General features: G+C 70.6%; 20 protein-coding genes and 3 pseudogenes. 9 read left to right on the forward strand and 14 right to left on the reverse strand.

Translation table 11 applies throughout. From position 1 onward, the window contains the following. The first annotated feature begins 101 nt into the window (after positions 1-101). Complete coding sequence (locus LP418_RS26775) at positions 102-308, forward strand: acetone carboxylase (RefSeq protein WP_257954344.1); 207 nt, start codon at positions 102-104, stop codon at positions 306-308. 6 nt (positions 309-314) lie between these two features. Here the strand turns inward: LP418_RS26775 and moaA are convergent, their stop codons facing one another. Beyond that, a complete protein-coding gene (gene moaA / locus LP418_RS26780; protein ID WP_257954345.1) occupies positions 315-1,301 on the reverse strand; it encodes a GTP 3',8-cyclase MoaA in 987 nt (328 codons plus the stop codon). A 54-nt stretch (positions 1,302-1,355) separates the two neighbouring features. On the opposite strand from moaA, the gene LP418_RS26785 reads away from it, so the two are divergent. Next, a complete protein-coding gene (locus tag LP418_RS26785; protein ID WP_257954346.1) occupies positions 1,356-2,147 on the forward strand; it encodes an SURF1 family cytochrome oxidase biogenesis protein in 792 nt (263 codons plus the stop codon). 55 nt (positions 2,148-2,202) lie between these two features. Here the strand turns inward: LP418_RS26785 and LP418_RS26790 are convergent. The 5 genes and pseudogenes from LP418_RS26790 to LP418_RS26810 all read right to left on the reverse strand — a co-directional run. Next, positions 2,203-2,298 (reverse strand): annotated as a pseudogene (locus tag LP418_RS26790) (SDR family oxidoreductase); the annotation flags it as partial. Further along, entirely contained in the window at positions 2,270-2,863 is a 594-nt protein-coding gene (locus tag LP418_RS26795; protein WP_257954347.1) for an SDR family NAD(P)-dependent oxidoreductase, read from the reverse strand. The pseudogene LP418_RS26790 and the gene LP418_RS26795, both read right to left, overlap by 29 nt. A gap of 107 nt (positions 2,864-2,970) precedes the next feature. After that, positions 2,971-4,335: an ABC transporter ATP-binding protein gene (locus LP418_RS26800; protein WP_257957203.1), complete on the reverse strand. Its 1,365-nt coding sequence runs from the start codon at positions 4,333-4,335 to the stop codon at positions 2,971-2,973. Then, the gene (locus LP418_RS26805) at positions 4,332-4,814 is read right to left on the reverse strand and encodes an ABC transporter transmembrane domain-containing protein (protein WP_257954348.1); all 483 of its coding nucleotides are present in this window, start codon (positions 4,812-4,814) and stop codon (positions 4,332-4,334) included. Before LP418_RS26805 ends, LP418_RS26800 begins: the two co-directional genes overlap by 4 nt. Positions 4,815-4,846: 32 nt before the next feature. Then, positions 4,847-5,632 carry an enoyl-CoA hydratase/isomerase family protein gene (locus LP418_RS26810; protein ID WP_257954349.1) on the reverse strand — a complete coding sequence of 262 codons (786 nt, stop codon included), beginning with the start codon at positions 5,630-5,632 and terminating at the stop codon, positions 4,847-4,849. 42 nt (positions 5,633-5,674) lie between these two features. Here LP418_RS26810 and LP418_RS26815 point away from each other — a divergent pair, with 42 nt between their 5' ends. Then, positions 5,675-6,106, forward strand: a complete 432-nt coding sequence (locus LP418_RS26815) for an NUDIX domain-containing protein (RefSeq protein WP_257954350.1) — start codon at positions 5,675-5,677, stop codon at positions 6,104-6,106. Between the two features lie 72 nt (positions 6,107-6,178). Here the strand turns inward: LP418_RS26815 and LP418_RS26820 are convergent, their stop codons facing one another. Further along, complete coding sequence (locus LP418_RS26820) at positions 6,179-7,777, reverse strand: ABC-F family ATP-binding cassette domain-containing protein (protein ID WP_257954351.1); 1,599 nt, start codon at positions 7,775-7,777, stop codon at positions 6,179-6,181. Between the two features lie 118 nt (positions 7,778-7,895). Here LP418_RS26820 and LP418_RS26825 point away from each other — a divergent pair, with 118 nt between their 5' ends. The 3 genes and pseudogenes from LP418_RS26825 (at position 7,896) to LP418_RS26835 (ending at position 9,072) form a co-directional block, all read left to right on the forward strand. Beyond that, positions 7,896-8,114 (forward strand): hypothetical protein, encoded by a 219-nt coding sequence (locus tag LP418_RS26825; RefSeq protein ID WP_257954352.1) that lies wholly within the window; start codon positions 7,896-7,898, stop codon positions 8,112-8,114. Between the two features lie 93 nt (positions 8,115-8,207). After that, positions 8,208-8,798, forward strand: a pseudogene (locus LP418_RS26830) (neutral zinc metallopeptidase); the annotation flags it as partial. A gap of 19 nt (positions 8,799-8,817) precedes the next feature. Further along, positions 8,818-9,072 (forward strand): neutral zinc metallopeptidase, encoded by a 255-nt coding sequence (locus LP418_RS26835; RefSeq protein ID WP_257957204.1) that lies wholly within the window; start codon positions 8,818-8,820, stop codon positions 9,070-9,072. Positions 9,073-9,088: 16 nt separating this feature from the next. Here LP418_RS26835 and LP418_RS26840 read toward each other — a convergent pair whose 3' ends face one another. The 3 genes from LP418_RS26840 to LP418_RS26850 are packed head-to-tail and all read right to left on the reverse strand — an operon-like array spanning position 9,089 to position 10,545. Then, positions 9,089-9,991 carry an aminoglycoside phosphotransferase family protein gene (locus LP418_RS26840; RefSeq protein ID WP_257954353.1) on the reverse strand — a complete coding sequence of 301 codons (903 nt, stop codon included), beginning with the start codon at positions 9,989-9,991 and terminating at the stop codon, positions 9,089-9,091. 10 nt (positions 9,992-10,001) lie between these two features. Next, positions 10,002-10,295 (reverse strand): hypothetical protein, encoded by a 294-nt coding sequence (locus tag LP418_RS26845; RefSeq protein ID WP_257954354.1) that lies wholly within the window; start codon positions 10,293-10,295, stop codon positions 10,002-10,004. Then, complete coding sequence (locus LP418_RS26850) at positions 10,216-10,545, reverse strand: hypothetical protein (protein WP_257954355.1); 330 nt, start codon at positions 10,543-10,545, stop codon at positions 10,216-10,218. The genes LP418_RS26845 and LP418_RS26850 overlap by 80 nt, the downstream gene beginning before the upstream one ends. On the opposite strand from LP418_RS26850, the gene LP418_RS26855 reads away from it, so the two are divergent. Further along, entirely contained in the window at positions 10,539-10,796 is a 258-nt protein-coding gene (locus LP418_RS26855) for a hypothetical protein (protein ID WP_257957286.1), read from the forward strand. The two genes, LP418_RS26850 and LP418_RS26855, sit on opposite strands and share 7 nt — an antisense overlap. Positions 10,797-10,885: 89 nt before the next feature. Here the strand turns inward: LP418_RS26855 and LP418_RS26860 are convergent. Beyond that, positions 10,886-11,110: pseudogene (locus LP418_RS26860) on the reverse strand (Vms1/Ankzf1 family peptidyl-tRNA hydrolase); the annotation flags it as partial. 314 nt (positions 11,111-11,424) lie between these two features. Between LP418_RS26860 and LP418_RS26865 the strand changes: the two are divergent. Together LP418_RS26865 and LP418_RS26870 are read left to right on the forward strand one after the other, a co-directional pair. Beyond that, positions 11,425-11,709: a hypothetical protein gene (locus LP418_RS26865; protein ID WP_257954356.1), complete on the forward strand. Its 285-nt coding sequence runs from the start codon at positions 11,425-11,427 to the stop codon at positions 11,707-11,709. Positions 11,710-11,734: 25 nt separating this feature from the next. Then, positions 11,735-12,289, forward strand: coding sequence for a hypothetical protein (locus tag LP418_RS26870; RefSeq protein ID WP_257954357.1), 555 nt, complete (start codon positions 11,735-11,737; stop codon positions 12,287-12,289). Between the two features lie 3 nt (positions 12,290-12,292). Here the strand turns inward: LP418_RS26870 and LP418_RS26875 are convergent, their stop codons facing one another. From LP418_RS26875 to LP418_RS26885, 3 genes are all read right to left on the reverse strand, one after another. Then, entirely contained in the window at positions 12,293-12,835 is a 543-nt protein-coding gene (locus LP418_RS26875; protein ID WP_257954358.1) for a nuclease, read from the reverse strand. Then, complete coding sequence (locus tag LP418_RS26880; RefSeq protein WP_257954359.1) at positions 12,835-13,200, reverse strand: hypothetical protein; 366 nt, start codon at positions 13,198-13,200, stop codon at positions 12,835-12,837. The genes LP418_RS26875 and LP418_RS26880 overlap by 1 nt, the downstream gene beginning before the upstream one ends. 64 nt (positions 13,201-13,264) lie before the next feature. Further along, on the reverse strand, positions 13,265-13,456 hold the full coding sequence (locus LP418_RS26885; protein ID WP_257954360.1) for a hypothetical protein: 192 nt from the start codon (positions 13,454-13,456) through the stop codon (positions 13,265-13,267). Positions 13,457-13,589 lie beyond the last annotated feature (133 nt).

Raw genomic sequence — 13,589 nt, forward strand, 5'->3', positions numbered from 1 at the left:
CGACCCCAGCATCCCCCGTCTGTGGTCGCACATCGGTGCCGGACGGCTTCCCCCGTGGCTGTCCGGCACCGGCCTATTTCCAGCCATGGTGAGGTGAACCCGTGACCACCCCGGAAGAGCCCGCCATCTGCTCGGCCAAGGGCTGCCGGGCACCCGCCGTCTGGGCGCTGCTGTGGAACAACCCCAAGCTGCACACCCCCGACCGCCGCAAGAGCTGGCTGGCCTGCGACGAGCACCGTCAGTCGCTCAGCGACTTCCTCGGCGCGCGCAACTTCCTCAAGGACGTCGTGCCGCACGTCCAGCCCTGAGGACGGCTATCCACCGATCGCGGACATCGGCCGATCGGGCTGCAGGAACGACTCGTCATCGATGCCGTGACCCGCGCGCTTGCCGGCCATCGCGGTGACCCAGCGGGCGGCGAGGTCGTCGTCGGTGGCTCCGGCCCTCATCGCCGTACGCAGGTCTGACTCCTCGCGGGCGAACAGGCAGTTGCGGACCCGGCCGTCGGCCGTGAGTCGCACGCGGTCGCAGTCGCCGCAGAAGGGGCGGGTCACCGACGCGATGATGCCGACCGTGGCCGGCCCGCCGTCCACGTCGAACAGCTCGGCCGGGTCGCTGCCGCGGGGGACGCCGTGCGGGGTGAGGGTGAAGTCGGTGCTGAGCCGCTCGAAGATCTCGTCGGCGGTGATCATCTCGGCGCGGCTCCAGCCGTGCTGGGCGTCGAGGGGCATCTGCTCGATGAAGCGCAGGTCGTAGGCGTGGTCGATCGCCCACTTCAGCAGCTCGCTCGCCTGATCGTCGTTGGTGCCGCGCAGCAGGACGGCATTGATCTTGAGCGGCGACAGTCCAGCTTCGCGGGCGGCCTCGAGGCCGGCGATGACGTCCTTGAGCCGATCGCGTCGCGTGATCTCGTTGAAGGTCTCGGGCCGCACGGAGTCGAGCGACACGTTGATCCGGTCGAGGCCCGCCTCGCGCAGCGCCTTCGCCATGCGGGCGAGGCCAAGCGCGTTGGTGGTCAGCGAGGTCTCGACGCCGAGCTCGTGCGTGCGTCGCACGATGTCGACCAGACCGCGACGCACCAGCGGCTCACCGCCCGTGAAGCGGACCTCGGCGATCCCGAGGCGGCGTACGGCGATGGTGATCAGCCGGACGATCTCGTCATCTGTCAGCGTCTGGTCGTCGGGCAGCCACTCGAGCCCCTCGGCCGGCATGCAGTAGGAGCAGCGCAGGTTGCAGCGATCGGTGAGGGACACGCGCAAGTCCTTCGCCACGCGGCCGAAGCGATCTGCCAAGGGGAGCATTCACTCAGTGTAGGTGCGTACCGGTCGCGAGGGGGCTGCGGCTAGCCTCTTCCGGTGCGAAGCTTCCGGTTCCTGCTGAGTCGTCGGTGGGTGCTGTTCCTCCTCACGGTCATCGCCCCGGCGTGGGTCGCGTGGCGTCTCGGCGAGTGGCAGTTCCACCGTCTGGAGGACCGCAAGGAGCGCAACGCGATCATCGAGCGCAACGAGCTGCAGGACCCCGTTGCCGTCACCGACGTGATGGCGCCCGACTCCCCCTTGGGCGCTGACGACGAGTGGAAGCGCATCACGGCCACCGGCACCTACGCCGTCGAGGACACCGTCGTCGTGCGCTATCGCACCCGCGAGGGGGCGGCCGGTGTGGACGTGGTCGTGCCGCTCGAGCTCGCGGACGGCTCCAGTGTGCTGGTCGACCGCGGCTGGTTCGCCACCGACAATCGCGGCGCCACCCCGGACGACGTGCCGGCGCCCCCCGCCGGAGAGGTCACCGTCGAGGGCTGGGTGCGGCTCGACGCGACCGGCGACAGCACCGCGGTCACCGACCAGTCCACTCGGGCGATCAACAGCGAGCAGATCGGCGACGCGCTCGATCGCGAGGTCGTCACCGGCTTCGTCGACCTGCGCTCCGAGTCACCGTCCGCCGAGGTCGAGCTCCTGCCCGTGGAGCTGCCCGAGCTCGACAACGGGCCGCACTTCTTCTACGGCCTGCAGTGGTGGTTCTTCGGCGTGCTGGCGCTCTTCGGCTTCGGCTATCTCGTGTACGACGAAGCGCGAGGCGGCAGGGGCATGGTCCGTGGCAGTCGCCGGTCAGAGGGCCCGGAGCATCCCGCCGTCGACCGGGGAGCATGACGCCGCTCACGAATGACGCCGCGGGCGACAGCAGGAAGGCAGCGGCCCGGCCGAACTCCGCTGGTTCGCCGTAGCGGCCCAGCGGGATCGTCGCCTCCACCGCGGCCCGGGCAGCGGCCGGGTCATCCGACGCTGCGTCGAGCCCGGCCACCCGTTCGGTGCCGATCCGACCGGGCAGCAGCCCGTTGACGCGCACGCCCCCGAGGGCCGAGCTCGTCGGCCGGGGTCTTGGCCACCATCGCGAGACCGGGGCGCAGGCCGTTGGAGATCGCCATGTCGGCCAGCGGAGCGCGCACGCTGCTCGAGAGCACCAGCGCGAGCGAGCCGCCATCACCCAACGCCGTACAGATCTCGCGCGACAGCCGGACCGCCCCGAGGAAGACCGACTCGAAGGCGGTCGACCACTGTTCGTCGGTGATGCCCGTGACGGGGCCCTTGGGCGGACCGCCGACCGAGATCAGGGCACCGTCGAGGCGCCCGAAGGACTCCTGCGCCGCGGCGATCAGCCGGCCGGGGGCGGTGGGGTCGGAGTTGTCGGCCACCACTCCCCGGGCGCCGTCGCCGAGCTCGGCCACGGCGGCCTCCACCGCCTCGGGCGAGCGACCGGAGATGACGACCCGCGCTCCCTCCGCGACGAGCACGTCGGCGGTGGCTCGACCGAGCCCGCGCGTCGCGCCGGTGAGGATGAAGACCTTGTCCGCGAGTTGGAGATCCATGTCACGAGCCTAGTCACGCACGACGGAGTCGTGCGTGGCGTGGCGAGGGAGGTTGAGCAAGTCCGCCGACCGAGCTTGCGAGGTCGCGTCGGCGCGACGAAACCAAGCTATTCGCGGAACTGGGTGTCGTGGAGCGTGCGGTAGAGCCCGCCCTCGGCGATCAGCTCGGCGTGGGTGCCGCTCTGCACGACCCGTCCGCCGTCGAGGACCGGGATCAGGTCGGCGTTGCGCACGGTCGAGAGCCGGTGCGCGATGACCAGCGAGGTCCGCGACGCGAGGGCCGCGTCGAGGGCACGCTGGACGGCGGCCTCCGACTCGGAGTCGAGGTGGGCCGTTGCCTCATCGAGCACCACGATCGACGGCGCCTTGAGCAGCAGTCGGGCGATCGCCAACCTCTGGCGTTCGCCACCGGAGAGGCGGTAGCCGCGATCACCGACGACGGTGTCGAGGCCGTCGGGAAGGGACCGGACCAGCGTGGCGATCTGCGCGGCCTCCATCGACCGCCAGATCGCGGACTCGTCCGCATCGGGTCGGGCATAGAGCAGGTTGGTCCTGATGGTGTCGTGGAACATGTGCGCGTCCTGCGTGACGTAGCCGACGACGTCCTCCAGCGACTCGAGCGTCACGTCGCGGACGTCGAGACCACCCACGCGTACGGCGCCCGCGACCGCGTCATAGAGGCGGGCGACGAGGTGGGTAACGGTCGTCTTGCCCGCCCCCGAAGGCCCGACCAGCGCGACCATCTGTCCCGGCTCGGCAGTGAAGGTGACGTCGTGCAGCACCTGTCCGCTCGGCCTCGACTCGACACGCGCGACCTTCTCCAGCGACGCCAGCGAGACGTCGTCGGCGCTCGGGTAGGTGAAGTCGACGTGGTCGAACTCGAGCGACGCAGCCGTCCGCGGGAGCTCCGCCGCACCCGGCTTCTCCTCGATCAGTGACGGCAGGTCGAGCACCTCGAAGACCCGGTCGAAGCTGACCAGCGCCGTCATCACGTCGATGCGGACGTTGGAGAGCCCCTGCAGCGGGCCGAGCAGGCGCAGCAGCAGGATGCCGAGGGCGACCGGGGTGCCGACGGACAGGTCACCCCGGATCGCGAGGTAGCCGCCGATGCCGTAGACCATCGCGGTCGCCAGCTGCGGCAGCAGGGTCATCGCGGCGAAGAACACCCGGGTGAGCAGCGAGATGCGCACGCCCGGGTCGCGGACCACGGCCGCCTTGGTGGCGTACAGCCGATCCTCGATCTCGCGACGGCCGAAGAGCTTGAGCAGCATCGCGCCGCCGACGTTGAAGCGCTCGGTCATGGCGTTGCCGAGGTCGGCGTTGCCGTCCATCTGCTCGCGGGTCAGTCCGGCGAGCCGGTTGCTGACCCAGCGCGAGGTGAGCAGCAGCAGCGGGAAGAGCAGGAGGCACAGCAGGGTGACCTGCCAGCTCAGGGCGAGCATGGTGACGCCGACGACGAGCGCCGAGATCATGTTGGACACGGTGCCCGACAAGGTGGAGGTGAACGCTGCTGCGCGCCGATGACGTCGTTGTTGAGGCGGCTGACCAGCGCCCCGGTCTGGGTGCGGGTGAAGAATGCGAGCGACTGGCGTTGGACGTGACCGAAGACCTGCACCCGCAGGTCGAAGATCAGGCCCTCACCGATCCTGCTGGACAGATAGCCGCCGAGCAGCCCGAGACCCGAGTCCACCACCGCGACGACCGCCATGGCTGCTGCCAGCCAGATCACGAGCCGGGTGTCGCCGGCGCTGATGCCGTCGTCGACGATCCGCTGGAGCAGCAGCGGAGGCAGCACGACGAGGACCGCGTCCACGACGGTCACGGCGAGGAACATCCCGATCGCCCCACGATGGGGCTTCGCGAACGAGAGGACCCGGCGCAGGGTCTTGCGCTCGATGTGGCTGTCGACGACGGTCCGGTCGGATCGCAGGAACCGCCGGGGGCGGGCCACCTCGGTCCCATCATCGACATCCGGCGCCCCTCTCAGCCGGCGAAGGCTGCTGCGAGCGCGCGGAATCGGCGTACCTGCGCCTCGCGCTCGAGACGGCGCTGCTCGTCGAGGTCACGGTCGGCTGCCCCCTGCAACAAGGTCTTGGTCTCGGAGACCACATCCACCATCGGTGCGGCCGGGGCGGCGGCGAGCTCGGCCACTGCGGCGTCGAGGTCGTCGGCCGGGACGGCCTTGTTGGCCAGTCCGATGCTGACGGCCTCCTGCGCACCCACCATGCGTGCGGTGGCGCAGATCTCGAGGGCCTCGGCGGAGCCAACGCTCTCCACGAGGGGCTTTGTTCCCGTCAGGTCCGGGACGAGGCCGAGCGCCGACTCCTTCATCGAGAACTGCGCGTCGTCGGCGACGATCCGCAGGTCGCACGACAGCGCGAGCTGGAAGCCGGCGCCGACGGCGTAGCCACGCACGGCCGCGATCGAGACGAAACGCGGATCACGCAGGAACGTGAAGCCCCGCTGGAACGCCTCGATGCTGGCGGACATCTCCTCGTCGGAGAGCGACAACAGCCCGATGACGCTCTCTGTGGCGTCCGTCGCGGGATCGAGCATGGCGCGGTCGAGCCCGGCCGAGAACGTCGGCCCGACCCCGGTCACCACGACGACCCTGACGTCGTCGGGGATCTGCGCGCCGATCTCGGCGAGCGCCAGCCACATGGCGGGCGTCTGCGCATTGCGCACCTCGGGGCGGTTGAGCGTGATGGTCGCGACGGGACCGTCGACAACGAATTCGAGACCGACGGCGGCGAGATCAGGGAGCGTCATGCCCGGAGTCTCTCAGAGCCCTACCTGCCGGTACGGCGCCCGGTGCCGTCCTCCCGGCCCGCCGCCGGAACGTCCGACGATGCCGCTGCCCGAACGACCGATCCGTCGGACGTCCCGCGCAACGTCCGACGTCGTGGTCGACGCGACATGGGGGCTGCCGGGTGGCCGCCTCGAACCGGCGAGACTCTCGAGCAGGCGGCGCGGCGCGAACTGCTCGAGGAGACCGGTCTGACTGCAGGCGACCTGTGGCCGATCGACGTCTACTCGGGACCTGAGTTCGTCGTGCGATACCCGGACGGCTACGCGGCGTACGTCGTCGGCGCAACATTCGAGACGAGTGCCGTCACGGGTGATCTGACCACCGATGTTGCCGGGGAGACAGTTGCCCCGGCGTGGTTCGCTCCAGAGTCACTGCCGGCAGAGATCAACGACTACAACCGCTTGCTCCTGCGTCGCGCGGGCCTCGACACCTGACACTTCGGCGTACCGAACGTCTGTGCTGTGGATCGCGCCCGGCGACAGCGCAGACGTCCGGTAGGTCGGCCGTCAGGCCAGCGACACGAGATCCGCGTAGCCCTCGTTCCACAGGTCCTCGTCGCCGTCGGGCAGCAGCAGCACGCGGTCGGGCTCCAGTGCGCGTACGGCGCCCTCGTCGTGCGTCACGAGGATGATCGCGCCCTCGTAGGTGCGGATCGCGGCCAGCACCTCCTCGCGGGAGGCAGGGTCGAGGTTGTTCGTGGGCTCATCGAGCAGCAGCACGTTGGCGCTGGAGACGACGAGGGCAGCCAGCGCGAGCCGCGTCTTCTCGCCGCCGGAGAGCACAGCGGCCGACTTGTGGGCGTCGTCGCCGGAGAAGAGGAACGAGCCGAGGACGCTGCGCGCCTCCGCGTCGGTCAGCTGGGGTGCGGCCGACTGCATGTTCTCCAGCACGGTCCGCTCGGTGTCGAGCGTCTCGTGCTCCCGGGCGTAGTAGCCCAGCTTGAGTCCGTAGCCCGGCACGACGCGACCGGTGTCGGGCTTGTCGACGCCCGCCGGGATGCGCAGCATCGTGGTCTTGCCGGCGCCGTTGAGGCCCGGGATGACGACGCGCGAGCCCTTGTCGATGGCCGGGTCGACGTCCATGAAGACCTCGAGCGAGCCATAGGACTTGGAGAGCTCCTCGGCGGTGATCGGGGTCTTGCCGCACGGCGCGGGGGCGGGGAACTTGATCCGCGCCACCTTGTCGGCCGCGCGCTCGCCCTCGAGACCGGACATCATCTTCTCGGCCCGCTTGAGCATCGACTGCGCGGCGGTCGCCTTCGAGGCCTTGGCACGCATCTTGTTGGCCCGGTCGGTGAGGGTCTTGGCCTTGGTCTCGGCGTTGGCCCGCTCCCGCTTGCGGCGACGCTCGTCGGTCTCGCGCTGGGTGAGGTAGTTCTTCCAGCCCATGTTGTAGACGTCGATCGCGCCACGGTTGGCGTCGAGGTGCATGACCTTGTTGACGGTCGCCTCGAGCAGCGCGTTGTCGTGACTGATCACGATCAGGCCGCCGCGGTGCGACTTCAAGAAGTCGCGCAGCCAGACGATGGAGTCGGCGTCGAGGTGGTTGGTCGGCTCGTCGAGGAGCAGCGTCTCGGCGCCGGAGAACAGGATGCGGGCCAGCTCGACCCGGCGGCGCTGGCCGCCGGAGAGCGTCTTCAGCTGCTGGGTCAGGATGCGCGTCTCGATGCCCGGGCTGCTGGCGATCTGTGCGGCCTCCGACTCGGCGGCGTACCCGCCACCGGCGTGCAGCTCCGCGTCGGCACGTGCCCAGCGCTTCATGCCGCGCTCGTGGGTCGCGACGTCCTCCGAAGCCATCTCCTCCTCGGCCTCACGCATGCGGCGTACGACGTCGTCGAGACCGCGCGCCGACAGGATCCGGTCGCGTGCGAGGACCTCGGGGTCACCGATGCGAGGGTCCCGGGGCAGGTAGCCGACCTCGCCGCTCGTGACGACCTTGCCGGCGGCGGGGAGGGCTTCTCCGGCGAGGATCTTGGTGAGGGTGGTCTTGCCGGCGCCGTTGCGACCGACGAGGCCGACCTTGTCACCGGCGGCGATGCGGAAGGAGACGTCCTCTATGAGGAGGCGAGCGCCCGCGCGGACCTCGAGCTGTTGGGCGTTGATCATCAGGCCCTCAGGCTATCGGTGCGAGGACGCTTCCCACTCATCGTGGGCCGTTGTCGGACGGTGACGATATGTTGATGATCAGCCGGCTCGACTCGGGCCTGAGAGAAGGGACACAGCCATGCGTTTCAATCCCAAGGCCGACATCGGAGCCGGACGCGTCGACGACGTGGGCGGCAGCGCTGGCAGCTCACGGCTCCCGATCCCGACGTCCGCGGGCGGCGGCAAGCTCGGCCCCGGTCCTGCTGATCGTCGGATTCGTCGTGAAGTACCTCATGTCCCGGCGCTCGGCCGGCGTGCACACGCGTTAGCCTGCCTCCGACTCATCGGTAGCCCCTGAAAGGGTTCTCACATGCGCTTCAACCCGAAGGCCGACATCAGCGGCGGTCGCGTAGGCGACTCCGGCAGCGGCGGAGGCATGCGCGGCGGTGGCATGCGGATCCCGATCCCCGGTGGGACCCGCGCCGGCGGCGGAATCGGCGGTCTCATCATCATCGTGCTGTTCTTCGTGATCAGCAGCTGCACGGGCGGCGGTGGCGGCACCACCTTGCCGACCGACACCGGCGTCGACACGCAGGGCCGGGCCGGGAACCCGCAGGGGCTCGACGAGGACAGCGAGCGCTACGCCAACTGCAAGACCGGGGCCGACGCCAACAACGACGTCGACTGCGCCCGCAAGGCCGTGCTGTTCTCGGTCGAGCAGTTCTGGGCCAAGACGCTGCCCGAGCAGGGCGGCCCCGAGCTCACCCCGGCCCAGACCTTCACCTTCAGCGGCGGAGTCAGCACCGGCTGCGGTCAGGCCACGTCGCAGGTCGGCCCGTTCTACTGCCCGGCCGACCAGAAGATCTACCTCGACACGACCTTCTTCGCCGATGTCCTCGAGGGCCAGCTGGGCGGCCGGGGCGGCGACTTCGTGGAGCCCTATGTCCCGGGCCACGAATATGGCCACCACATCCAGAACCTCCTCGGCACCATGGGCCGGGTCCGCACCCAGAAGGGCCCGGAGTCCGACGCCGTACGCCTCGAGCTGCAGGCCGACTGCTATGCCGGCATGTGGACCCGCGACGCCAGCGACGGCGACGGGATCCTCGAAGGCCTCGACCGGGGGCGACATCGACGAGGCCCTCGACTCCGCGAAGACCGTCGGCGACGACCGGATCCAGCAGAAGTCCGGCCAGAGCGTCAACCCGGACGGCTGGACCCACGGCTCGTCAGAGCAGCGCCAGCGCTGGTTCGCGGTCGGCTACAACGAGGGCACGCTGCAGGCCTGCGACACCTTCTCGGCCAGCCAGCTCTGACCAACCTCGTCACGGACTACCCCGGGAGCCTCTCGATCTGGGCCGCCTGTCGCTGCATCGAGTGAACGTACGGCGCGACGCTGGGGTGGGAGTACTTCCCGGCGAGCGCACCCTCACCGGCGGCGACACGGCGCAGCGCCCAGTCCAGTCGGGTCAGGGACGTGTACACGGCCGTGACCCTCGCTCCGGCCGCGGCGACGTCCGCCGTGCAGGGGTCGGCCAGCCCGTCGACGTACGCCGCAAGCAGGGGCTCGAAGTCCTCGCGCGCCGCCAACGCCCACAGCCCGAGGTCGTGACCGACCGGGCCGGTGCCCGAGGAGCTCCAGTCGATGGCGACCACGTCGTCGCCGTCGCGGCCACGGAGGTTCGCGGGCGTCGGGTCGCCGTGCTGCAGCACCTGCGGCGCGGCGTCCAGTGCGTCGAGATGTCCGGCCCGGTGTCGCCACAGGTGGTCGGCCACGTCGGCGAGCGTCGTGCGGGCCAGCATCTGCCAGCCGCCTCGGCGCTCGGTCCGGGCGAGCCGTTCGCGGAGCTGACCGCGGGCCAGCCACGGCTCGTCCGGCACGGGCATTCGGGCGAAGCGTCCGAGCGCGCGGGCCACGAAGAGCCCGGGGTTGTCGGCGTCGGGCACGCGGACCCGGATCATCGTCGTGCCCTCGTCGTCGTCATCGACGCGCAGGGTCGCGGGTCCGCGCAGACCACTTGTCGCGGTGACCAGCCCGTGCAGGGCGACTTGCGGCTCCCGCTCCCACCACGCGACCGAGCGCCAGTCGGACAGCTCCGGCTCGTCGCCGTCGACCGGCGCGCGCAGTCTCTTGACGATGACCTCCCGGTCACCCTCGACGGCCAGCCACACGCCGTACGCCGAAGGGCTGGTGCCACCGGGCAGTCGCTGCCAACCGGGCTCGGGCTGCCACATGGCGCTGACGCTAGCGGATGTCGCGGTTCCGGAAGACCAACTGGCCCGCGCCGCTCAACGGCTCGCCGAACATCAGCACCGTGACGGCGAAGAGCAGGCCCAGCAACGCGAGACTCGCGACTCGAGGCGACAGCCCGTGCAACAGGCGCGTGAACCCGGCCGGGCAGAGCACGGGGACGATGTAGGGCACCGACGCGACCACGAGTCCACGCGCAGTCCCCCAGTCACCCGAGGTCAGTCCGAAGCTGAGGCCGATGCCGAGACCCGCCGCGAGCACCACCAGCGTCGAGCCGAGCACGGTCACCGCGACGTGCCCGCCGAGCCAGCGTCCGCGCGACAGTCCCGTCGCGACCCGGGGCCTCGACCCGACCGTCCTCCTCCTCGCCGCGCGGCCTCAGCGCGGAGGAGATGGCGAAGCCGGCCGCCATCAGGGCGAGCATCACGATCGCCGTGGCGTAGAAGCCGTCGACCGTCGCCGCCGCTCCCCCTGGGCCATCATCTCGCGCGCGGCGTCGGAGTCGCCGATCAGGCTGCCGCGAGCGCGAGCGTGGCACCCGTCGAGACATCTACGTCGTCGACGACGACGCCCGGCACCAGAGCGATGATGCAGCACGAGCAGACCTATGCCCCGATGCTCGCGGCGCTCGAGAACGCCCTCACCGGGCTGCCGCGCGACTCCCAGTCCCGGCACCGGCTGGCGATGATGCGTGAGTTCCCGGTCTTCGTCGAGTCCGAGATGGACGGGATGGCCGCCCGCTGGGCCAAGCACCGGCGCAAGGTGGAGCGCGAGCTCACGCGTTCGTGACGTCCACGGCGATCGACTGGGCATCCAGGGATCGCTCGGTCCAGTACGGCGCGGCGCGGGTCCGGAACCGGCAGCCACGGTCCGACGACCGACATACCCGTCAGTCGCTGGTCCGCCAGCACCTCGTCAACGGCACCGTGGTCTCCCCCGGTGACGACGAGCCCCGGCCGCAGGATCCGGGCCGCATGGTCGGCAGCAGCCTCGTATGCCTGCCCGGCTCGGTTGTCCCGACGCCGCGCGAAACGCTGCTGGCTCTGGCCGCCCGCCTTGGTGCGGCCCTGCACGTGCCGTTGTCCGATCTTGTGCTCGACCATCTCGGCACCAGCCAGCCGGGCGACGGCGAAGCCGCCCCTTGCGGACCAGCAGCACGCCCCACTCCCCCGGCACTGGACGGCTGCCGGGGAAGGCGGTCACGTCGGCCAGTCCGTCGTACGCCGCAGCGAACGGCGGCAAGGCCGTGAACGTCGATCCGTCGTCGGCCACTCCGCGCAGGGCACCGTCGTCCACGCTCAGCGACGAACCGCCGTGCCGACCGTCGAAGTTGGCGACCCACCGCGAGAACCCGGACCCGGGAACCAGCACGACCGACACCCCGGAACCGTAGCCTGCACGGGTGCGTCCCACCCGGATGAGTGTCCGACTAATGCTCGCCGCTCTTGCCGCCTGCACCCTCACAGCCTGCGGGCAGGGCTCGATGGTCGCCGGCTGGCCGAGCGACCCGCCGCCGATCGTGCTGCAGCTGGCCGACGGCACGACCAAGAACCTCCGAGGCGTGGACCTATTGCTACGGCAACGGCTGTGCGGACGGCTCCCGGCCGGAGCATCCCTTCGACATCGGCAGGCCCGACCACGTCGACTTCTCGTTCCACGAGGACGACTGGACCTTCGAGGCGACGTTCAACGAGCCCGGTGAAGACCTCAGCCGCGACGGCCGCAGCGTGGCCTCCCGCGTCGAGAAGATCGGCGACCACACCCACCGGGTCTTCCCCGCTGGCCGCGCCGGCACGTGGCACGTCGACGTCTTCGGCCGGGGCGAGTCCGGTGGAGACGTCATCACGACCTTCGCCCGGACGACGACCACGGACGGCGACTTCCCGCAGGCGGCCTCCGGGACCGCGGCGGTCCTCGCCGACCACGACGGCGTGCTCGACAGCTACGGCGTCGAGCTCGGCATCCGTGACCTCGCGGCGACGCCGAAGTCTGCGAGCGCCTCCATCACCATCACCAACGAGGACGGCGAGTCCGCCACGATCGACCCGGGCCGCCCCGCCCGGGCCCGGCAGGAGGGCACCGTCTCGTGGCGCCGGGGCGCCCGCCAAGCAGCGGACGTCGTCGCCCTCGGCGGCAGCCGCTTCGACTACGAGGTCGCCCTCGTGCTCGACGGGTCGCCGTACACCGGACGAGCGACGTGGCCCGACGACACCAACGAAGAGATCACCCCGTCCGTGCCGCTGACTCGGACACCACCGCTCCCGGTGTACGGCGAACGCTGAGCGTCACAGGAAGTCGAGCGGGTCGAACTCGTCGATCGGGATCACCTTGACGCGCGGCAGGGCCGAGTTGAACGCGCCGATGTCGTACTCGAGGTCGATGATCCGAAGCCCGGGCAGCCCGCGGAAGGCGGCATTGACGAACTCCCCGAAACCGACAACGCCCACCTGCCGGGATCCGTCGCAGAGCGCGGAGATCTGGTCGAGGAAGTCGCCGTCATGGCTGGCCGGGATGACGTCGGCGTCGCGCGAGACGAGCGCTTCGGCGGTGCGCTGGATGGCGATGTCGACGACCTTGCCGGCGCCGCTCAGCGGGACCGGGGTGAAGCCGATCGCGATCAGGGCCTGCACGAAGGTCGTCGGCATCTCGGTGCCGGCGGCCGGGAAGAACAGCCCCTTCACGGGCTGGTCGAAGCTGCGCTCGCTCCACTCGAGCAGCCGGTCCCAGCGCGGCCGCTCCTCGGGCCGCGGCCGCCGACCGAGGATGGAGTTGCCGAGGGTGGCGTCGATGTTCTCCCCGTCGACGAGGAGGTAGGTCTGGCGCTCCATCAGGCGTCGGCCCGGTAGATCACGCGGAAGCGCTCCACGATGTCGGTGCCGATCTCGACCTCTTCGATCTCGAGCAGCGCGACCGGGTGGCCCACTCCGTTGCACAGGATCGACAGCGACCCCGCGACGGGCATGTCGGCGCCCTCCTCGTCGTAGACCGACGCCGGTGTCGATGTCTCGAGCCGGTCCTCGGAGTCGATACGCGCGACGAACTCGTCCGCCTCCTCCGGCGTCTCGCCGAAGGACCACGCCGGCGGCCGGACGACCTCGAGGGTGGTGGGGCCGAAGTAGGCCGGAGCGACGTTGAGCTTTGCGTGGAACCGGGCCAGCTCCCAGAAGTTGCCGATCACGTCGTCGTCCGTCATGACCGCGACCCTAGACCCATCCGGTGCCTGTCAGGCCTGCCGAGGGGGCAGCTTGGCCAGCGCGTCACGCACGATCGCCGTCCGCGCGGCGACGGCCACCTTGCCCCGGAGCCCTCGCGCACCGTCCACGAGCGTCGCCCTGGACCGCGGACAGCACCCGGATGTCGGTGAAGGTCGGGCGGGTGCCGACGGGCACCTCGAGGTCCGGGAGCGCGAGCAGCACCGGCAGCACTCGGGTACCGACGGCGTCGAGCACGAGGTAGCGCTCGTGCCGCGTGAGCGCTGCCCATGTCGCCTCGCGGTCGCGCCGGCGGCGTACGCCCCCGCTGACGCGCGGCTGCCACGGTCTTGGCGGCGTTGGTGACCGCTTCGGTCAGCTCGTGCTCGGT

The sequence above is a fragment of the Nocardioides sp. B-3 genome (genome assembly GCF_024703895.1).
Taxonomy (GTDB): domain Bacteria; phylum Actinomycetota; class Actinomycetes; order Propionibacteriales; family Nocardioidaceae; genus Nocardioides.